General features: G+C 68.0%; 21 protein-coding genes. 4 read left to right on the top strand and 17 right to left on the bottom strand.

Annotated elements, in window-relative coordinates; genetic code table 11:
• Nucleotides 1-6 precede the first annotated feature (6 nt).
• Nucleotides 7-939 (top strand): alpha/beta fold hydrolase, encoded by a 933-nt coding sequence (locus tag QUV35_RS03505; protein ID WP_300870907.1) that lies wholly within the window; start codon nt 7-9, stop codon nt 937-939.
• Between the two features lie 102 nt (nt 940-1041).
• On the top strand, nt 1042-1470 hold the full coding sequence (locus tag QUV35_RS03510; RefSeq protein ID WP_300870909.1) for a DsrE family protein: 429 nt from the start codon (nt 1042-1044) through the stop codon (nt 1468-1470).
• 11 nt (nt 1471-1481) lie between these two features.
• On the opposite strand, the gene QUV35_RS03515 is transcribed toward QUV35_RS03510, so the two are convergent.
• From QUV35_RS03515 to QUV35_RS03595, 17 genes are all read right to left on the bottom strand, one after another.
• Nucleotides 1482-2387 carry a carotenoid 1,2-hydratase gene (locus QUV35_RS03515; protein WP_300870911.1) on the bottom strand — a complete coding sequence of 302 codons (906 nt, stop codon included), beginning with the start codon at nt 2385-2387 and terminating at the stop codon, nt 1482-1484.
• A complete protein-coding gene (crtD, locus tag QUV35_RS03520) occupies nt 2342-3877 on the bottom strand; it encodes a 1-hydroxycarotenoid 3,4-desaturase CrtD (protein ID WP_300870913.1) in 1536 nt (511 codons plus the stop codon). The genes QUV35_RS03515 and crtD overlap by 46 nt, the downstream gene beginning before the upstream one ends.
• Nucleotides 3870-4673, bottom strand: a complete 804-nt coding sequence (locus tag QUV35_RS03525; RefSeq protein ID WP_300870915.1) for a hypothetical protein — start codon at nt 4671-4673, stop codon at nt 3870-3872. The genes crtD and QUV35_RS03525 overlap by 8 nt, the downstream gene beginning before the upstream one ends.
• The gene (gene ispH / locus QUV35_RS03530; RefSeq protein ID WP_300870916.1) at nt 4666-5625 is read right to left on the bottom strand and encodes a 4-hydroxy-3-methylbut-2-enyl diphosphate reductase; all 960 of its coding nucleotides are present in this window, start codon (nt 5623-5625) and stop codon (nt 4666-4668) included. Before ispH ends, QUV35_RS03525 begins: the two co-directional genes overlap by 8 nt.
• Before the next feature lie 43 nt (nt 5626-5668).
• Nucleotides 5669-6766 (bottom strand): photosynthetic reaction center cytochrome PufC, encoded by a 1098-nt coding sequence (gene pufC / locus QUV35_RS03535; protein ID WP_300870918.1) that lies wholly within the window; start codon nt 6764-6766, stop codon nt 5669-5671.
• Entirely contained in the window at nt 6766-7743 is a 978-nt protein-coding gene (gene pufM, locus QUV35_RS03540) for a photosynthetic reaction center subunit M (protein ID WP_300870920.1), read from the bottom strand. Before pufM ends, pufC begins: the two co-directional genes overlap by 1 nt.
• A gap of 29 nt (nt 7744-7772) precedes the next feature.
• On the bottom strand, nt 7773-8597 hold the full coding sequence (gene pufL, locus QUV35_RS03545; RefSeq protein ID WP_300870922.1) for a photosynthetic reaction center subunit L: 825 nt from the start codon (nt 8595-8597) through the stop codon (nt 7773-7775).
• A 116-nt stretch (nt 8598-8713) separates the two neighbouring features.
• Nucleotides 8714-8908 (bottom strand): light-harvesting antenna LH1, alpha subunit, encoded by a 195-nt coding sequence (gene pufA / locus QUV35_RS03550; protein ID WP_300870924.1) that lies wholly within the window; start codon nt 8906-8908, stop codon nt 8714-8716.
• A 17-nt stretch (nt 8909-8925) separates the two neighbouring features.
• Nucleotides 8926-9150, bottom strand: a complete 225-nt coding sequence (locus QUV35_RS03555) for a hypothetical protein (protein WP_300870926.1) — start codon at nt 9148-9150, stop codon at nt 8926-8928.
• A 36-nt stretch (nt 9151-9186) separates the two neighbouring features.
• A complete protein-coding gene (pufB, locus tag QUV35_RS03560) occupies nt 9187-9333 on the bottom strand; it encodes a light-harvesting antenna LH1, beta subunit (protein ID WP_300870927.1) in 147 nt (48 codons plus the stop codon).
• A 13-nt stretch (nt 9334-9346) separates the two neighbouring features.
• Nucleotides 9347-9469 (bottom strand): hypothetical protein, encoded by a 123-nt coding sequence (locus QUV35_RS03565; protein WP_300870929.1) that lies wholly within the window; start codon nt 9467-9469, stop codon nt 9347-9349.
• A complete protein-coding gene (gene bchZ / locus QUV35_RS03570) occupies nt 9466-10947 on the bottom strand; it encodes a chlorophyllide a reductase subunit Z (protein WP_300870931.1) in 1482 nt (493 codons plus the stop codon). Before bchZ ends, QUV35_RS03565 begins: the two co-directional genes overlap by 4 nt.
• 127 nt (nt 10948-11074) lie before the next feature.
• Nucleotides 11075-12619: a chlorophyllide a reductase subunit Y gene (gene bchY / locus QUV35_RS03575; protein WP_300870933.1), complete on the bottom strand. Its 1545-nt coding sequence runs from the start codon at nt 12617-12619 to the stop codon at nt 11075-11077.
• Between the two features lie 18 nt (nt 12620-12637).
• Nucleotides 12638-13648 carry a chlorophyllide a reductase iron protein subunit X gene (locus tag QUV35_RS03580; protein WP_300870935.1) on the bottom strand — a complete coding sequence of 337 codons (1011 nt, stop codon included), beginning with the start codon at nt 13646-13648 and terminating at the stop codon, nt 12638-12640.
• Complete coding sequence (bchC, locus tag QUV35_RS03585) at nt 13648-14610, bottom strand: chlorophyll synthesis pathway protein BchC (RefSeq protein ID WP_300870937.1); 963 nt, start codon at nt 14608-14610, stop codon at nt 13648-13650. The genes QUV35_RS03580 and bchC overlap by 1 nt, the downstream gene beginning before the upstream one ends.
• 32 nt (nt 14611-14642) lie before the next feature.
• A complete protein-coding gene (locus QUV35_RS03590; protein WP_300870939.1) occupies nt 14643-15860 on the bottom strand; it encodes a methyltransferase in 1218 nt (405 codons plus the stop codon).
• 12 nt (nt 15861-15872) lie between these two features.
• The gene (locus tag QUV35_RS03595) at nt 15873-16814 is read right to left on the bottom strand and encodes a polyprenyl synthetase family protein (protein ID WP_300870942.1); all 942 of its coding nucleotides are present in this window, start codon (nt 16812-16814) and stop codon (nt 15873-15875) included.
• Between the two features lie 259 nt (nt 16815-17073).
• On the opposite strand from QUV35_RS03595, the gene ccmA reads away from it, so the two are divergent.
• Nucleotides 17074-17697 (top strand): cytochrome c biogenesis heme-transporting ATPase CcmA, encoded by a 624-nt coding sequence (gene ccmA, locus QUV35_RS03600; RefSeq protein WP_300870944.1) that lies wholly within the window; start codon nt 17074-17076, stop codon nt 17695-17697.
• Between the two features lie 68 nt (nt 17698-17765).
• Nucleotides 17766-18413, top strand: coding sequence for a heme exporter protein CcmB (gene ccmB / locus QUV35_RS03605; protein WP_300871069.1), 648 nt, complete (start codon nt 17766-17768; stop codon nt 18411-18413).

An 18413-nucleotide genomic window follows, 5' to 3' on the forward strand; every position in this document is an offset into this window, starting at 1 on the left:
GAGGGCATGCGCAGGAGTTGGCTCTCGTGGCGCCTGGCGCTGCTGGCGGCGCTGCTGGCGGTGCTGGCGCTGGGCGCCTGGCTCTGGACACCCGACCAGCCGCGCAGCACGCTGGAGGCCCGCTACCTGGCCGCGCCCGGCGACCTGGTGCAGGTGGGGCAGTGGCGGCTGCATGTGCGCGACAGCGGCCCGCGGGACGCGCCGGTGGTGCTGATGCTGCACGGGTTCGGCGCCAGCCTGCACACCTGGGAGGCGTGGGCGCAGGGCTTGAGCGCGACCCACCGCGTGATCCGTTTCGACTGGCCGGGCCATGGCCTGAGCGAGCCCGACCCCGCGAACGACTACACCGATGCGCGCAGCCTGCAGCTGATGCTCTCGCTCATGGACCAGTTCGGCGTGGCGCGTGCGAGCGTGGTCGGCCATTCGATCGGCGGGCGCATTGGCTGGACGTTCGCGTCCCGCCACCCGGGGCGAACCGCACGGCTGGTGCTGGTGGCCCCCGACGGCTTTGCCAGCCCGGGCTTTGAATACGGCCAGGCGGCCGAGGTGCCCGCCTCGCTGGGCCTCATGCGCCATGCCATGCCCAAGGCCGTGCTGCGCATGAGCCTGGAGCCGGCCTACGCCGACCCCGCCTTTCTCACCGACGAACTCACCACGCGCTACCACGACCTGCTGCTGGCACCGGGTGCGCGCGATGCGATGCTCAGCCGGCTGCGGCAGACGGTGCTGACCGATCCCCGGCCCTGGCTGGCCAGGATCGCAGCGCCCACCTTGCTGGTCTGGGGCGAGGCCGACGCCATGATTCCGGTGGCCCATGCGCAGGACTACCTGGGCGCCATCCCGGGCAGCCGGTTGCTGTCGTTGCCGGGCGCGGGCCACCTGCCGCAGGAAGAAGCCGCGCAGGCATCCTTGCCGGCCGTGCTGGCGTTTCTGCGCTGAGGCAAGGGATTACCACGATGGCCGGGCGCGGATGCAATTGAGATATTCGCAGTGGCAAATATCAGCAATGACGAATCGATTCACCGAACAGGAGTCCCTCTCATGAAACGACGCACCCTTGTGCTGGCGCTTGCGCTCGGCAGTTCCACGCTGCTCGGCGCCGGCTGCGCCTACACCCCGGCCCGCCAGAAAACCCAGGTGGTGCTGCAGGTCAGCGATCCCGATCCGGCCAAGTGGAACCTGGCGCTGAACAATGCGCGCAACGCGCAGGCCGACCTGGGCGCCGACAAGGTGGACATCGAGATCGTGGCCTACGGCCCGGGCATCAACATGCTCAGGTTCGACGCCGTGACCGCCAACCGCGTGAGCGATGCGGTGAAGAGCGGCGTGAAGATCGTGGCCTGCGAGAACACCATGACGGCACAAAAGATCGTCAAGGCCGACATGAACCCGTCCATCACCTATGTGCCGGCCGGGGTGGTGCACATCATGCAGCGCCAGCACCAGGGCTGGGCCTACGTGCGACCCTGAGGCGGGGGGCTTCAGCCCCGCCGCGGCATGCGCCAGGGCAGCATGGCCTGCACCACCGGCGAGACCAGACGCGGCACATGCAGCGTTTCATGGAAGCTCGACACGCTCTCGCCGAGCAGGCTGCTCTGCAGCACGGCGCGCTGGTAGAACGGCGTGTCTTCGAGCTGCTGTGACACCAGCACGCTCGAGTCGCTGCGCATGCGCCGGTCGATGCGCCAGGCGGTGCGCGGCAGGGCCCGCAGCGGCGGTGGCTCGAACGGCTGCACGCTGCCGTGGCGCCCGAAACGCAGCGCCAGCAATCTGCCCTGGGCCTTGCCCGGTTCCACGTCGTAGAGCACGGCGGTGCTGCCGTCCTTCATCTGGCTGCGTGACCAGTCCCACTCGGTGAACGCGCGCTCCACCGGCTCGTCGCCTTCGTTGCTGTCGAGGTAGGCGTGGCCGCTCCAGCGCTGCTCGGGGTGCTGCAGCTTCACCTCGACCCGGGCATGGGGCGCCAGCGGTCCCCAGCGGTGACGGCCGTGGGCGTCCAGTGCGGTGCTGAAGTGGAACAGCTGGCGCGGGTGCAGCTTCACGGTGCCGCGGATGCGGCGCGGAATCGGCACGCCGACCTCGTCGATGTGGATGGTGAGCGCGCGGCCGTCCCATTCCAGCTGGCTGGGGCCGATCCGGAAATGCGATGCGTCGCGCTGGTTGTGCCGCGCACCGCGCTCGGTCATCGACCAGCGCCGCGCGCCCGCGCTGTACAGCGCCACGTTGAGCGCGCAGAAATTGTCGGGGTCGGTCGGGCCGCGTTTGCGTGCCCAGGCGTAGTAGGGCGAGAACACGCTGCCGACGAAGGCGATGATGGACAGACCGAAGCGGCCGTCGTCGCTCAGGGCGTCGACGTACCACCAGAGGTAGCCACCCGAGGGGACCACCTGGTCAAAGCGGGGCTCGCCATCACGGCCGCGGCCGCCAGCTGGCCCGAAAGAGCCGCCATCGGGACCCCCGGGCCCGGGTGGACGCTCCCCCCCGCCAGGAAAAGGCCCGTGACCGGTGTGCTGGCGCTGGAGCGGGCGAAGGCCGAAGTCCAGCCGTGGGTCGCCTGCCCATACAGGGCGCCCCCCGTGGCCGGGAAGAGCTGGTGAAAGTCCACCGGCGTGGTGCGCACCGACGGCGGCTCGGCGCTCTCGATCCGAAGTCCACAGCGGCGCAGCAGGGCAAAGCTGGAGTTCTCGCATTGTTCGATCGCCTCGTGTGTGATGGTTTGAAGATCGCCGGCTGCCGGTGCGTTGACCAGGCAGAGCAGGCGTTCGCGGCCCTCGGGCGGGGGCAGGTCGGTGCCGCGGTCCTGCGCGCACACGTACACCGTGGGTTGGCCAGGCAGCTGGCCGCGCTGGAAGATGTCGCTGAACTCGCTGGCGTAATCGCCCTGGAAGAACACGTTGTGCCGGTCCAGCGCCAGGCCGCTGGTGCCGGTGTGGATCGACCAGGTGATGGCCGAGAGCGAGCGCGGCGGTACCTTGGCCTTGACGGCGCGGCGCACCGCCGGGCCGAGCAGGCCGCCGCGCAGCGCGGCCACGTCGCCATTGAAGATCACGCTGTCGGCACGCAGGTTTTCCCCGCTGGCGAGCCGCACACCGCACACCCGGCCCTTGCTCACCTCGATGCGTTCGCAGGCGCTGCCATAGCGGAACGCAGCGCCCCGCTCGCGTGCCAGGCGCTCCAGGCAGCGCGCCAGTGCATGCATGCCGCCGTCGATGGCCCAGACGCCGTCGAGCTCGACCTGGGCGATCAGCATGAGCGTGGCCGGCGCTTCCCAGGGCGACGAGCCGGTGTAGGTGGCGTAGCGGCCGAACAGCTGGCGCAGGCGCTGATCGGTGAAATGCCGGCCGAGGCTTTGCCACAGGCTGCGCATGGGGCCCAGCGCTGCGAGGGTGGCCAGGCCGCGCGCGCCCAGGCCCATCGACATGCCCAGCATGCTGGGCGACGGGCTGCGGATGTAGGGTCCTTCCAGTGCGGTGTAGGCGGCCCTGGCCTGCGCGCAAAAGCCCTGGAACCGCCGGGCCTCGGCGGGGCCGGCGAACTGCGCCACCGCATCGAACGAGCGCGCCGGATCGGCGAACAGGTCCAGCGAGCTGCCATCGTCCCACCAGTGGCGCGCGAGCACCGGCAGCGCCCGGATGCGCAGCTCGGCTTCGAGCGTGGTGCCCACCGAGGCCAGGATCTGGTCGAACACCCAGCGCATGGTGAACACCGTCGGGCCGCTGTCGATGGCGGCGCCGTCCACCACCAGCTGGCGCACCTTGCCGCCCGGTGTGGCCGCGGCCTCGACCACCGTCACGTCCAGCCCCTGCTGCGCCAGTTGCAGGGCGCAAACCAGGCCCGCCATGCCGGCGCCGATGACGACGACCTTGTGTTCAGCCATGGTCTTTGGGCGCTGCGGCCTCGGCCGGTGGCTCGGCAGACTCCTGCGTGTTCATCGCGTTGGGCGCGATCCACTGGCCATGGTGTTCCAGCAGCCGCATGCGCACGAACATCGATTCGGAAAAGTAGTTGTGCCGGTAGGCCGCCTCGATGGCGCTCTGGTGTGCGCCCTGGTGGGCGTAGTCGAGCATGGCCGAGGTGTCTTTCCACAGGCTGAAGGTGCACTGGCGCACCAGCGGCGCCTCGCCCAGGCCCATGGCCAGCGTGCAGCCCGCGGCCGACTGCATGGCCGCCTGCGTGGCGGGTGCGTTGCGCCAGAAGGCCATGGCCTTGGCGGGCCGGATGCTGGCGCGCGTGATCACGGCCAGCGGGCGCGCTGCACCCGCGTCGTCGTGCACCGTGTGGTCGGGCTTGAGGTGGGTGGCCGGGGTGGGGCCCCAGGCTTCACCGTCCCACTGGCCGCGCGAGGACAGCACTTCGTGCACACCGCTCCAGAAATGCTCGGCGCGCTGGCGGTAGGCCTGCACGATCGGACCGTTGAGAAAGGCATCGGCCTGTCCGGCCTGTTCGAACATCACGATCAGGCCCTGGTGGCTGGCGCTGGGCCGTATGCTGAAGCCGCCGCCGTGGCCACTGCCCATCACCTTGGCAAACACCACGCCGGGCACGCCCTTGAGCGAAGCCGATCCCTGCACCATGCGCATCCAGCCCCAGGCCTGGTGTTCGCGCAGGTAGTTCACGAGTACGACCACCACGACCCCCGAGAGGGTGATCACATCGGGTGCGCCCTCAGCCATGGGCGAGTGCCGTTGCGCGCGGCCCGTCCAGTTCGGCGGGCAGGCGAAAGCTGACGTCCTCGCGCGCACCGGCCAGATGCACGACCTGCAGCGGTGTGCCGCGGCTGTGCCGCTGCAGCGCGGCCACGACGCCCTGCACCAGCAACTCGGGCGTGGACGCGCCGGAGGTCACACCCACGCGCGGTGCGCCGGCCAGCCAGGCGGCCTGGAGTTCGCTTTCGTCCTGCACCAGGTGCGCCGGCACGCCGCTGCGCTCGGCCACTTCGCGCAGCCGGTTCGAGTTGGAACTGTTGCGCGCGCCGACCACCAGCACCAGGTCGACCCGGGCCGCGAGGCGGCGCACGGCGATCTGGCGGTTCTGGGTGGCGTAGCAGATGTCGTCCACATCGGGGCCGTGGATGCGGGGAAAACGGTCGGTGAGGGCAGCGATGATCTCGCGCGTGTCCTCCAGGCTCAGGGTGGTCTGGGTCACGTAGGCCAGCGGCGTGTGGGGCGGGAAATCAAGCCCGGCCACATCGGCCACGCTGCTGACCAGATGCACGGTGGCGTCGACCCGGCCCATCGTGCCGACCACTTCCTCGTGGCCGGCGTGTCCGATCATCAGCAGCGTGTGGCCCTGCTTCACGAAACGTTGCGCCTGCTGGTGCACCTTGCTCACCAGCGGGCAGGTGGCGTCGATGGCGTGCAGGCCCGCGCTGGCCGCCTGTGCCACCACCGCACTGGACACGCCGTGGGCGGAGAAGACCACCACCGACCCGGCGGGCACGCGGTCGAGGTCGTCGACGAACACCGCGCCGCGCGAACGAAGATCGTCCACCACCCATTGGTTGTGGACGATCTCGTGGAACACGTACACCGGGATGCCGTGGCGCTCAAGGGCGCGATCGACGATGTCGATGGCCCGGTTCACCCCGGCACAGAAGCCTCGCGGTTGGGCCAGAACGGCTTGCATGGCGGGGACTCTGCCGGGTGCCTGGAGGTCGCCGCCTGGCGACTCACTTGGCCGGGGCTGGCGCGGCGGGCGCCGCCGGTGCCGCATCGGGTGCGGCGGCTGGCGCGGGCGCCGTGTAGGGACGGTAGGCCGCCAGTTCGGGGTGGTCCTTGAGCATGGACACCCCCAGCAAAGGCTTGTTGGCACCCTGGTGGCAGGTGGCGCAGTTGGCCTTGGCCACGTCGCCCAGTTCTCCCTTGCGGCTGGTCGGGAACACGTCGGCCAGGGGTTCCATGTAGGCCAGGTTCAGGTCACGTGCCATGCGGATGCCGTGCCAGGCCGTCACGCGCTGGGGCGGCGCGCCGTCCCATTTTCCGAAGTTCTGCGTGTTGTGGCAGAAGGTGCAGTTCACGCCCAGCGAAGCCGACATGTGCGTCATGAGGGCATAGGTCTTCTCGGTGCGCTGGATGCTCTCGCCGCTCGCGCCGCTGGTGGGCAACGCCTTGGGCGCGTTCACCCGGATCGGCTCGTCGCCGAGCAGGTAGGGCGTGAACGGGTCGTAGGGCAGCGAGGCCAGCTTCACGCTGTCGGCCGGTGTGTTCTGCCCGGTCTTGTTGCCCATGAAGTTCGAGCCGTAGGGCTGGCTGTCGGCGGTGAACCAGACCTCCTTGGGCACCGGGTTGCCGCGGTGGCAGGTGTAGCAGGTCACACCGGTTTCGGCCACGTGGGGCTTCCAGTCGGTGTTGATGTGCTGCGTCATCTGCACCATGCGCCGGGCCACCACCTTGGTGTAGAGGCTGTCGTCGGCGAAGTTGGCACCGTTGTGGCAGTAGTTGCAGCCCTGTTCGGGTGACACCCAGGCCGTCATGCTGACCATGAGGCGGGTGAACTCGCCCACGCTGAGGTCACCAAGCACCTGCACGTTCTGGTAGATCGCACCGGCCTTGGGGCCGTCGGCGCTGGCCGCCGGCGGCGACTCGGGCACCTGGTTGGCAGCAACGACATCGGCCTGGATGCGCGGGTTGACAACCTGGACCATGCCGGTGCCCCGGTAGCCGTTCTGCACCGACTCCATGGGCGGGCGCTCACAGCCGGCGAGCAGGAGGGTTCCCAGGGCCATGACGCCCAGCCAGGCACGGGGGTTGAAGGTGGGTGTGTTCATCACTTGGCTCCTGGTGCGAGTGCCGGGTCCATCACGGCGGGGAAGACATCGGGATAGGGCGGTGCCACGCCGTGCTTGATGGCCCAGAGGTACCAGTTGTCCACCACGGTGCCGGTCAGCAGGATGCCGATGCCACCCACGAGCGGGCACAGCACGGCGAACCACCAGGCCCAGCGGTGAATGGACTCCATGGTGGCGTTGAAGCCCATGGTCCAGCGCCAGAACAGGGCGGCCCGCTCGCTCGCGGTGCCGCGGTCGACGATCTGCTCGATCTCGCGTTCACCACCGAAGCGGCTCACCGCCAGAATGGTGGCGCCGTGCATCGCAAACAGCAGCGTGGCGCCGTACAGGAACGCGATCGAGAGAGCATGGAAGGGGTTGTAGAACAGGTTGCCGTAGCGCAGCGAGAAGGCGGCGGTCCAGTCGAGGTGGGGGAAGATGCCGAAGGGCACGGCTTCGCTCCACGAGCCCATGAGCACCGGGCGGATCAGGCCGAGCACCAGGAACAGCCAGATGGCGGCCGCAAAAGCCCAGGCCACATGGGTGCCCATGCCGAGCGCACGCGCGCGCCGGTAGGTGCGGGCCCACCAGAGCATCACGGAGATGGTCAGGAACAGGCCGGCGATCTGCCACCACCCGCCCTCGTTGAGGGGGGCCAGGCCCAGACCCGCACCCGCCGCCGGCGGCTCCAGCGAAAGCCAGAACAGCTGGCGCACAAACTGGATCGGGTCGTAGTTGACCGAGGCCAGCATGTTCATGCCCATGATGTTGAACGCGAGAATGCCGAAGATCAGCGAAGCCACACCGAGCGTGCCGAGGTAGATGGGGCCGATCTGCGCGTTGCCAAAGCGGCCGAACAGGTGGACGATCGCCGGCGTCTTGCCCAGGCGGGGAAGGTCCTGGCCGCGACCGAGCTCGACGCCGTGATGCACCGGGCCGACGGCCTGCACCGTTGTGAAGAGGTTTTGGTATTGCATGGTGTGCTCCTGGTTTTTCTTCGGACGCTTCAGGACCAGATCGGCAGGTTCAGCCACCAGCCCCACCACTCGGGCCAGCCGCGGCTCCAGAACGGTCCGCTGATCACGATGCACAGGGCGCTGAACAGCACGGCGGCCAGCGCCAGGAACAGGCCCAGGCGGTGGATGCCCAGGGTGCCGATGGAGTAACCGATGGTGTCGCGGAAGAAGGTGTCTTCGTGCTCGGGCGTCTTGACCTTTTCACCCGGTGCCGGGTTGGTGGCCGAGAGGATCAGCGAGCCGTGCAACGACAGGGCGAAGGTGGTGGCGAAGAAGAAGCTCACCGCCAGCATGTGCGCCGGGTTGTAGTGGAAATGCAGGTACTGGTAGCCGACGTTGGACACCCAGTCGAGGTGGCTGAAGATGCCGTAGGGGAAACCGTGTCCCCAGGCGCCCATCAGCACCGGGCGAATCACCACCAGCGTCACATACGCCAGGATGGCCACGCCGAAGGCGGCGGGCACGTGGTAGCCCATGCCCAGCTTGCGGCAGATCTCGACCTCGCGCAGCATCCATGACACGAAGGCGCCAATCGCACACACGGTGATCAGCTGCCACAGGCCGCCCTCCATCAGCGGCGCGAAGCGCAGGCCGTATGAAAGGTCGGGGGGCGCGATGCTGATCTGCCACAGATTCCAGGTCGGGCCTTGCGAGGCGCCCCAGAGAATCATGGCGGTGCCGAGAAACGCAAAGAACAGCGTTGTGACACCAAAGAAGCCGACGTAGAAGGGACCCACCCAGAAATCGAACAGGTCGCCGCCAACCAGTGTTCCGCCTCGAACCCGGTATTTCTTTTCAAAGTTGAGCATGGCCATGGTGCGGCCCTCCTGTCTCAGGTGGTGTGGACTTCGTGCGTCGATACAAATGGGGGAGGGGAGCAGATGCTGCACTGGCCCGCGCCAGTTTCAGCACCTGCACACCTCGGGTGAAGTCAGGACTTCACTGCGGGGGTGGCCGCCGGCATGGTTTGTGCCGTCTTTGCCGGACCAACCTTGGGGCCGTCCAGCCAGTTGAACTTGTTGGTGCTCAGCAGGATGAGGTGAATCATCGCGGCAAGAGCAAACAGAAACACGGCCTGCGCAACCAGGGCGCGGACAGGATCGAAAAGGCGCCAGATTCTCCACATGATGGGATCTCCTAATTTCAGATGATGTGAGACATGAAGGTGTAGACCGCGGCATGCACGCCCGAGAAGATGCTGGTCTTGTGCTCCGCGCCAGGCAGCCAGAACTGCCAGTGCATGCCGACCAGTTGGCCCAGCACGGCAAGCGACAGCAACAGCAGGAAACACGGAGCGAAGATCAGGACAAACGAAAGCTTGTCTCCGCTCAGGGAAGGCTTATGGGATTCATAAGACATATCGTTCATGGCAGTTTTCCTTTCACGACAAAAAGGCCTTGTGGGTCAGACGAACCAGGGCCGCCAGAACCACACCAGGAGGTGGGCAACAACGGCGATGGCCGTGAACCCGATCGTGCCTTGGATGTAGTACTGGTGGAACTCCTGAGCTTCATCGTCCGTCAGGCCGGAAACAGATGTCCGTGTCGACATGGGATGCTCCTTTTCAGTTTGGCCGTGAGGCCATCAATGCGCCCAGCCCGCGCACCATGGGCAGCTGCAGCGACATGCCGCAACGTGAGGTGGATCCGGCGCACACGCCGTGATCGAAGAATGAAAACCGGCTCATGCGAATTCCCCCAGGCCCATCGACTGGCCGGCGGTGTTCACATGGGATTCGTTGACAGCGGCTTCACCGCTTTCGCGCGCCTGGCGCTCGGCCTCGTCGCGCAGCCGCTTGGCGGCCGAGATCTGCACCAGCACCGGCTGGTTGGAGACCAGCGCGTGCAGCCGGGCCTGGGCCTTGTCGTCCCACGGGGTGGACAGGCCGGCGACTTCGCCGCGCGCCAGCGTGGGGTCGACCTTGTCCATGTCGGTGCCCAGCGGCAGGATGTGGAACAGGGCGTCGAACAGCGAGTTGCACACCTCCTGAATGAGGTAGGTGGCGCCGCTGTAGCCCATGAACGGTGTGCCGGTGTGGCGCCGGATGATCGCGCCCGGAAACGATGCCGGTATGTAGGTCGCCTTCATCGGCCCCTGGCTGCCGGCCTCGGCGAGGTACATGCGTTCGTTGTAGCTGCCGAAGAGGATCAGCGGCATCTTCGTGCGCACCAGCTCGCGCACGGCGGCGTTGTCGGTTTTTTCGCCGGCCTTGCGTGAGACGGCAAATCGGCAGGGCATGCCCATCTCGGTTTCGAGGAAGTGCTGGATGCCGCGCGCATAGGTTTCACCGGCGACCACCGCAAAGCTCGCGGTGGCAAAGAAGTCCTGCGTCACGCTGCGCCACAGGTCCCACACCGGCTTGATGGTGGTGTGCTTCTCGCGCTCGATGAAGGGTTCCGGGTCCAGGCCGAGCAGCTCGCCGAGCGTGCGCAGGAACTTCGTCGTGCTGTGCAGGCCGATGGGGGCCTGCAGGTAGGGCCGGTCGAGGGCTTCGCAGAGCATGCGGCCGAACTCGCGGTACATGCAGATGTTCACGTCGGCCTCGACCAGGCGCGACACCTCGGACAGGTGGCTGCCCAGTGGAAACACCATGTTGATCTCGGCACCGATGCCCTGCACCAGGCGGCGGATCTCGGCCAGGTCGCTCGGGCTGTTGAAGGTGCCGTAGCTCGGGCCGATGATGTTGACGCGTGGCTTCTCGCCGGCGGGGCGGTCGGCAAACGGTTTGCGCGCCGGCACCTTCTTCATGCCGAACTCGCTCCAGAGCCAGAACATCGCGCGGTTGGCGCACTGCCACTGGTCTTCGTCGATGGTGCGCGGCAAAAAGCGCATGAGGTTGGTGCCTTCGGGCGTCACGCCGCCACCGATCATCTCGGCGATCGATCCGGTGACCACCACCGCCGGCAGTTCGGGGTCGAGCACCGCGTGGGCGCGCTTCATCGAACCCTCGGTGCCTTCGCGGCCCAGCTGCTCCTCGGCCAGGCCGGTGACCACGATGGGCAGCTCGTGCGGAGGCAGGGCGTCGGTGTAGTGCAGCACGCTGGTCACCGGCAGGTTCTCGCAGCCCACCGGGCCGTCAATCACCACCTGCAGGCCCTTGATGGCGGTGAACACATAGACGGCACCCCAGTAGCCGCCAGCGCGATCGTGGTCGAGAACTAGCATTCGCAACTCCCGACACCCGAAGAAAACTCCGTTCGGGCTGAGCCTGTCGAAGCCTTCGCCCAGGTGCTGGTGGGCCCTTCGACAAGCTCAGGGCGAGCGGGGTTTTTTGGTGTGCGGTTCATCTCAATCACCCCATCTCTTCCGCTTTGCGCTTCTTCGCCTGCTTGTCCAGCTGGCGGCGCTGTTCCTTGCGGAAATCCGGATAGTCCTTCGGCACCTCTTCCCACACGCCGGCCTTGTCGCCGTTGCCCACGCTGCCGAAGAAGTCCTTCATCTGGTCGAAGCGGTGCTGGTTGCCCATGGCGGCGTTGATCACCTGGATCAGCGAACCGGCACCGGCCACACCCATGAGCGGGCGGGCAGAAATCAGGTTGGTGTAGTACAGCGACGGGATGCTGGCTTCCTTGGCCGCCTGCACCACCGGCGTGGTGCCGATGGCCAGCTGCGGCTGGTACTCGCGCATCGCGTCCAGGTCGTTTTCAAGCGAGGCACGGAACTGCACCTGCACACCCTTGGACTTGAGCCATTCGGCATCCAACGCATTCCAGGGCGTGGCCGGGCAGGCCGAGCCCACGTAGCGCAGGTCGGCGCCGCATTCCACCAGCAGGCGCCCCACCAGCAGCTCGGAGCCTTCGTAGCCGCTGAGCGTGATGCGGCCGTTGATTCTCTGTTGCGCCAGCACGCCGCGAATGGCGCCCAGCGTGGCATTGCGCGCGGCGTCGATCTGCGCCTGCGCCACACCGGTGGCCTGGCCGATGGCGCCCAGCCAGTCGTGCGTGCCGTCCACGCCCACCGGGGCCGAGCCCACGATGGCGCGGCCAGCGGCCTCGAACTCGCGGATGCTGGCCGTGTAGAACGGGTGGATGGCGGCAACCGCGACGCTGTCGAGCGCCGTGTAGAGCTCGCGCCATTCGCGCGTGGGCGCCACGGTGCCCACCGCCAGGCCCATGGGCGCGATCATCTGCGCGATCAGCATCGGGTCGGCCGGGAACATCTCACCGAGCAGCGTGATGGTGGGCTTGTCGCTGCGCGCCTGGCGCGGTGCGGGCACCGGGCCGGCCATGATCTCGCTGCGGGCGTACTTCAGCATGGCGCCGGTCAGCACGTCCTTGGCTTCGGCGTGGGTCGGCACGCCGAAGCCGGGCACGTCGATGCCGATGATGCGCACGCCGTTGATGGCCTTGGGCAGGATCTGCAGGGGCACACCGCTGGCGGTGGGTACACACAGGTTGATGATGACGATGGCGTCGAGCTGCTCGGGGTCGGCCTGGGCGTGCACCGCCTCGCTGATGTCCTCGAACAGCTTGCCGGTCACCAGCGATTCGCTGTTGAATGGCACATAGCCCACGCTGCGGCGTGCGCCGTAGAAGTGGCTGGTGAAGGTGAGGCCGTACACGCAGCAGGCCGAGCCGCTGAGGATGGTGGCGGTGCGGCGCATGCGCAGGCCCACGCGCAGCGAACCGAAGGCCGGGCACATGCTCTGGGGCTGGTCGTGCGGGCCCGCGTTCTCGCGTTTCGGGTAGTCGGCGGCGTACTGCGCCAGCACCTCGCTCTTGCCGGCCGATTTCGCGGCCGCCAGCAGCGTCTCGCCGCCGGCGTGGCAACCCATGCCGTCGCCTTCGATGGCGGTGCCCGCCTTCACGGGAACGATGGGGATGGTGGTGCCGGTCATGGGGTGTTCCCTCGAAACTCAGACTTCGTCGTAAACCACTTCAAGCGTGGGCTTGGTGTTTTCTGTCTTGCCGCACATGTCGAACTGGGTGGCCGGCTCCAGCACCACGTCACGGCCCACGGCGGAGGCTGAGAACAGACCCAGCAGCTCGTCCTGCGTCATGGGTTTGGGGCGCATGGGGGTGGAGTTGCCCACGTTTTCGGCGAGCTGGGCGAACATGGGGCCCCAGACCGATTCGGGGCGACCGATGATTTCGTAGCTGGCGCTCTTGCGGCGGATGTCGTCGTCGGCCGGGATCACCGAGAGCACCGGAATGCCGACCGCTTCGGCGAAGTTCATCGCTTCGCCGGTGCCGTCGTCGCGGTTGATCACCATGCCGGCCACGCCCACGTTGCCGCCGAGCTTGCGGAAGTACTCCACCGCGCTGCAGACGTTGTTGGCGACATAGAGCGACTGCAGGTCGTTGCTGGCCACCACGATCACCTTCTGGCACATGTCGCGGGCGATCGGCAGGCCGAAGCCACCGCACACCACGTCGCCCAGGAAGTCGAGCAGCACGTAGTCGAAGCCCCACTCGTGGAAGCCGAGTTTTTCCAGCAGCTCGAAGCCGTGGATGATGCCGCGACCGCCGCAGCCGCGACCCACCTCGGGGCCGCCGAGCTCCATCGCGTAGACGCCGTCGCGCTTGAAGCAGACGTCACCGATCTGCACCGCTTCGCCGGCGAGTTTTTTCTTCGACGAGGTCTCGATGATGGTGGGGCAGGCGCGGCCACCGAACAGCAGGCTGGTGGTGTCGCTCTTGGGATCGCATCCGATCAGCAGGACCTTCTTGCCCTGCTGGGCCATCATGTAGGAGAGGTTGGCCAGGGTGAAGCTCTTGCCGATGCCGCCCTTGCCGTAGATGGCGATGATCTGGGTTTCCTTCTTCACTTCGCCGGTGTGCACCGGTGCGGGCTCCAGCGCCGCTTCAGCACGCAGCTGCTCCATGAACTGCGCCGATTGCACTTGGGTGACAGGGATCGAATTCATCAGTTTCTCCAGTCCAGAACCATCTTCAGACACTGCGGATCGCCGAAGGCGGCCGCGTAGGCGTCGCTGGCGCGCGCCGGCGTTTCGGTGTGGGTGATCAGGCCGTCGAGCGACAGGCGCCCGGTCTGCACCAGTTGCGTCACGGCCACCAGGTCGGGGCGCTTCCATTCGGCGGCGGCGCGGATCTGCACTTCGCGCATGAAGGCCGGGGCAAACGAGAACGAGATGTCGTTCTTGTAGAAGCCGGCCAGCACCACCTCGCCACCCTTGGCCATGCGCGGGATGACGCGGTTGAGGATGTCGGAGTCGCCGCTGACGTCGTAGATCGCGCGGTAGTCCTTGCGGGTGTCTTCATCGGGGCTGATCACGCTGTAGCCCTCGGCGCCGACACGGCGAGCGGCCTGCGTTTCCCACACCACGGGGGCGGGGCCGCCGGCGGCCACGGTCAGGCGCGCCAGCAGGCGACCCATGACGCCGTGGCCGATGATCAGGTCGGGCGGCGTGGCCGGTGCGCGGCTGCCGCCGAAGGTGACCGAGTGGTAGGCGGTGGCGGCGAGCGCCAGCAGCACCATCTGCGAGCCCAGGTCTTCGTTGAGTTTGACCACGCGGTCGTGCGACACCACCAGGCGGGAGCCGGCGCCACCGAAGAGGTTGTGCACCCCCTCGAAGCTGTAGGAGCCCGGCACGAAGACCCGGTCACCGCTCTGGATGCGGGCCTGGCCCTGGCCGCAGTCGCCTTGTGTGTGAACCACACGGCCCACCGTTTCATAACCGGGAACCAGGGGGTAACCCATGCCCGGGAAGGGCGGCATGCTGCCGTCCCAGAGCAGACGTTCGGTGCCGGTGCTGATGCCGCTGTGCTCGACTTCGACCACAAGGTCGCCGTCGATGAGGCTGCGCAGTTCCAGGGTCCGCACCGAGAGGTTGCACGGGCTCTGGAAAACGATGGCTTGGGCTTGCATGATGTGTATTAAAGAGTTGACATCAAAAAGTGTCAAGAGAAAGTGACACTGCTTTGGGCTTTGCCGGGTAAACCCCTAGCTTCGTCGCGGGATTTGCGGCCGAGCAGCAGCTGGGCATGCAGCGGAATCGGGTTCGGTACCCGTTCGATGTGGGTGAAGCCGGCCTCTTCCATGAGCGACGTGAGCTCGGCGGGGGTGCGCAGGCGGCCCGATCCCATGGCCATCAGGTAAAAATGGAAATACGGGTCGCTGGGCTCGGGCGCACCGCCGGCCTGGGCCATCGGCTCGGCGAGCAACAGCGCGCCGCCCAGGGGCAGGGCGTTGAAGATGGCGCGCAGCACGGTGCGCACATCGCCATCCGGGTGGTCGTGGGCCACGCGCACCAGGGTCACCAGGTCGGCACCACGCGGCAGCGCGTCTTTGGTGAAGCTCCCGCCGTGGGTGCTGATGCGATCGCCCAGGCCCTGGCGCTGCACCTGCTCCGAGGCCAGGGCCGCCACGGGCGGCAGGTCGAACAGCTGCAGCTGCAGGTGAGGGTGGCGGCGCGCCAGCGCGCTCACCCAGCCGCCCATGCCGCCGCCCACGTCGAGCACCACGCGGTGTTCGGCAAACGAGTACGAGGCCAGCAGCTCTTCGATCACGAAACGCTGCGAGGTGGACATCAGCGAGGAGTAGCGCGCGAACTGTTCACCCGGCGCCGGTGCCTGCGGCTGCCCGGCCGGGTCTTCGGTGTAGGGCCACCAGGCGTGCATGCGCGCCGCATTCGGGTCGCGCAACAGGGCCAGCGGGTCGCGCATGTCGTCATAGAGCACCGCGTTGTGTTCGACCATGTCGCGGATGCCGGCGTGCGCCACCACCGGCGCACCCATGCGCCCCAGGCCGTAGCGGGCGCCGCCGCGCCGCTCCAGCAGGTGCAGGGCCACGGCCGAATCGAGCAGGCGCTGCAGCTGGGCGGTGGGCAGCCTGCACAGCGTGGCGAGTTCGTCGGCCGTGCGCGGCGCGTCCAGCACCTGCTCGAACAGCTTGAGACGCACACACGCCAGCAGCACCTGGGTGTGCACGAAGCCGGCCATGAGGTCGAACAGTTGTGCCGAGCGGCGGCGCACCAGCCAGCGGGTGAGCGGGCTGCGGCTGGCCCAGCGGTTGAGCGCGGGGCTGGTCATCCAGCGGTCGATGCGGCTGGCCAGCCGCTCGCGCCAGGAGGGTGGCGGCCCTTCCGCGATCGGCTTGAAACTGTCCAGGGTGGTCATGGTGCAGCGCCTTCAGGCGGCCAGGCGCACGGCGGGGTGGTCGGCGGTGCGCTGCAACTCGATGCGGTCGCAGGTGCTTTGCGGGATCAGGCGGCGCGACTCGTGCAGCACCAGCTGGCGCATGGCGCTGCGGCTCTGGCAGGCGGGCACCGAGTCGATGGCGGCCTGCATCAGCCCGTGGAAATGGTCGATCGCGCCGACCAGCCCGAGCTTGGATGCGGCACTGGGACGGCCATGCTGTGCGTCCTGGCCGGCGGGCTTGCCCAGCTCGTCGGCCTGCATCAGCACGTCGCGGATGTCGTCGGCCACCTGGTAGGCCTCGCCCAGGCATTCGCCCAGCGGGCGCCAGGCCTGCGGGTCCGCGCCTGCGGCCTGCGCACCGGCGCAGGTGGAGGCCACGAACAGGGCGCCGGTCTTGGCGCGCTGGTACTGGCCGAGTTCGACCCGGTTCTCGCATTCCCAGGCCTGCCCGGCGACGATGCCGTCGGGCGCGCCGGTGCCGATGCACACGGTCTCGATCAGGCCGGCCAGGCGCTCGGGGTGCAGGCTGCCGGCACGAGCGAGGATCTGGTAGGCCATCACGATCAGCGCGTCGCCGGTGAGCAGGGCCAGCGGCTCGCCATAAACCTTGTGCACGGCGGGCTGGCCGCGGCGGGTGTCGGCGTCATCGAAGCAGGGCATGTCGTCGTGCACCAGCGAGGCGCAATGCAGCAGCTCGATGGCCATCGCGGCGGCGTTGGTGAGGGCGGGCGCGTCTTCGCCGCAGGCGCCGGCCACGGCCAGGCAGAGTTGCGGGCGAATGCGCGCGCCACCCGGAAACACGGCGTGGCGCATCGCGGCCATCAGACGGGGTGGGGCGCTGGGGCTGCAGGCCAGGGTCAGCTCGTGGTCCAGCGCGGCTTGTATGCGAGTCATCATGTCCATGAGCGCCCCTTGACCGTGGTCGGATGTCATCGATATGTGACATCAATGGCTGTCAATCTAACATGACACTTGAGATTGTCAAAGGGTCTTTTCTTGTGCAGCGCACACAGGTCCGATGGCCCGAACGATCGGGCCGCGACCGGGCCGAAACGCCGGAAACTCAGCCCCGCCATGGGTTTTTCCGCTTGGATGGGCAAAACGACTGGTGCTATAAGTGTCACACCAAGTTGACATACCAAATTTGAGACACTCCGGTGAAGCATCCGACGTCCCGAACGAAAGTTCGCCCATGAGCGGCACCCTGGCCCTGAACCAGGTGAGTTGCGTGCGCGGCGAACGCAGCCTGTTCAGCGGCCTGAACCTGCAGTTGTCCGGCGGACGACTGCTGCGTGTGACCGGAGCCAACGGCGCCGGCAAGACCAGCCTGCTGCGCCTGATGTGCGGCCTGCTCGCGCCCACCGAGGGCGAGGTGCTGTGGCGCGGGGAGCCACTGGCGGCGCAGCGCGAGCGCTGGGGCCGCGAACTGGTGTACCTGGGCCACGCGGCCGCACTCAAGGAAGACCTGTCTCCCCTGGACAACCTGCAGCACGCCTGCACGCTGGGCGGCCAGGGTGTGGTGCGCGCGGCCGCCCTGCAGGCGCTGTCCGACGCCGGGCTGCGCGGTTTCGAACGCACGCCGGCGCGCCGCCTGTCGCAAGGCCAGCGCCGCCGCTGTGGGCTGGCCCGCCTGGTGCTGGCGCGTTCGGCGCCCTTGTGGGTGCTCGACGAACCTTTCAACGCGCTGGACACCGCCGCCACCGCCTGGCTCGAGGGCCTGATCCGTGCCCAGTTGCTGCGCGGCGGCTCGGTGGTACTCACCAGCCACCAGGGCGTGGCGCTCGACGACACGCCGCACCAGGTGCTCGACCTGTGAACACCCAGGTGGCCACCAGCGTGCCCGCCCCCGCCGCGTCGCCGGGCTGGCTGGAAGGCTTTCGCTGCATGTTCCAGCGCGACCTGCGCATCGCCCTGCGCCGACGCACCGACTCGCTGGCCGCGGTGGTGTTCTTCGTGATGGTGGTGAGCCTGTTCCCGCTGGGCGTGGGGCCGGAGCCCGCGCTGTTGCGCACCATGGCGCCGGGCGTGGTGTGGGTCGCCGCACTGCTGGCCTGCACGCTGCCGCTGGCCCGCCTGTTTGCCGACGACCTGCAGGATGGCACGCTCGAACAACTGCTGGTCTCGGCCCATCCGCTGCCGCTGCTGGTGCTGGGCAAGATCTGCGCGCACTGGTGCGGCTCTGTTCTGTTGCTGGTGCTGGTGTCGCCGCTGCTGGCGCTGCAGTTCGATCTCCCGGCATCCAGCACCGGCGTGCTGTTGCTCACGCTGCTGGTGGGCACGCCGGTGCTCAGCCTGGTGGGCGCCATTGGCGCGGCGCTCACGCTGGGTCTGCGCGGCGGCGGCGTGCTGATGTCGCTGCTCACGCTGCCGCTGGTGATTCCGGTGCTGATCTTCGGTGCCGGGGCGGTGCAGGCGCACAGCGCCGGGCTCGGTGTGGCCGGGCACTTTTCCCTGCTCGGCGCCTTGTTGCTGCTCAGCCTGTTCGCCGCACCGCTGGTGACCAGCGCTGCCCTGCGCATCTCGATGGAGTGA

The sequence above is a fragment of the Hydrogenophaga sp. genome, assembly GCF_030373225.1.
Taxonomy (GTDB): Bacteria; Pseudomonadota; Gammaproteobacteria; order Burkholderiales; family Burkholderiaceae_C; genus Hydrogenophaga.

What these genes read in the sequence shown, in the direction of transcription:
- QUV35_RS03505 (WP_300870907.1), top strand. Translation starts at nt 7, where the DNA reads ATGCGCAGGAGTTGGCTCTCGTGGCGCCTGGCGCTGCTGGCGGCGCTG.
- QUV35_RS03510 (WP_300870909.1), top strand. Translation starts at nt 1,042, where the DNA reads ATGAAACGACGCACCCTTGTGCTGGCGCTTGCGCTCGGCAGTTCCACG.
- crtD (WP_300870913.1), bottom strand. Translation starts at nt 3,877, where the DNA reads ATGGCTGAACACAAGGTCGTCGTCATCGGCGCCGGCATGGCGGGCCTG.
- QUV35_RS03525 (WP_300870915.1), bottom strand. Translation starts at nt 4,673, where the DNA reads ATGGCTGAGGGCGCACCCGATGTGATCACCCTCTCGGGGGTCGTGGTG.
- ispH (WP_300870916.1), bottom strand. Translation starts at nt 5,625, where the DNA reads ATGCAAGCCGTTCTGGCCCAACCGCGAGGCTTCTGTGCCGGGGTGAAC.
- pufC (WP_300870918.1), bottom strand. Translation starts at nt 6,766, where the DNA reads ATGAACACACCCACCTTCAACCCCCGTGCCTGGCTGGGCGTCATGGCC.
- pufM (WP_300870920.1), bottom strand. Translation starts at nt 7,743, where the DNA reads ATGCAATACCAAAACCTCTTCACAACGGTGCAGGCCGTCGGCCCGGTG.
- pufL (WP_300870922.1), bottom strand. Translation starts at nt 8,597, where the DNA reads ATGGCCATGCTCAACTTTGAAAAGAAATACCGGGTTCGAGGCGGAACA.
- pufA (WP_300870924.1), bottom strand. Translation starts at nt 8,908, where the DNA reads ATGTGGAGAATCTGGCGCCTTTTCGATCCTGTCCGCGCCCTGGTTGCG.
- QUV35_RS03555 (WP_300870926.1), bottom strand. Translation starts at nt 9,150, where the DNA reads ATGAACGATATGTCTTATGAATCCCATAAGCCTTCCCTGAGCGGAGAC.
- pufB (WP_300870927.1), bottom strand. Translation starts at nt 9,333, where the DNA reads ATGTCGACACGGACATCTGTTTCCGGCCTGACGGACGATGAAGCTCAG.
- QUV35_RS03565 (WP_300870929.1), bottom strand. Translation starts at nt 9,469, where the DNA reads ATGAGCCGGTTTTCATTCTTCGATCACGGCGTGTGCGCCGGATCCACC.
- bchZ (WP_300870931.1), bottom strand. Translation starts at nt 10,947, where the DNA reads ATGCTAGTTCTCGACCACGATCGCGCTGGCGGCTACTGGGGTGCCGTC.
- bchY (WP_300870933.1), bottom strand. Translation starts at nt 12,619, where the DNA reads ATGACCGGCACCACCATCCCCATCGTTCCCGTGAAGGCGGGCACCGCC.
- QUV35_RS03580 (WP_300870935.1), bottom strand. Translation starts at nt 13,648, where the DNA reads ATGAATTCGATCCCTGTCACCCAAGTGCAATCGGCGCAGTTCATGGAG.
- bchC (WP_300870937.1), bottom strand. Translation starts at nt 14,610, where the DNA reads ATGCAAGCCCAAGCCATCGTTTTCCAGAGCCCGTGCAACCTCTCGGTG.
- QUV35_RS03590 (WP_300870939.1), bottom strand. Translation starts at nt 15,860, where the DNA reads ATGACCACCCTGGACAGTTTCAAGCCGATCGCGGAAGGGCCGCCACCC.
- QUV35_RS03595 (WP_300870942.1), bottom strand. Translation starts at nt 16,814, where the DNA reads ATGACATCCGACCACGGTCAAGGGGCGCTCATGGACATGATGACTCGC.
- ccmA (WP_300870944.1), top strand. Translation starts at nt 17,074, where the DNA reads ATGAGCGGCACCCTGGCCCTGAACCAGGTGAGTTGCGTGCGCGGCGAA.
- ccmB (WP_300871069.1), top strand. Translation starts at nt 17,766, where the DNA reads ATGTTCCAGCGCGACCTGCGCATCGCCCTGCGCCGACGCACCGACTCG.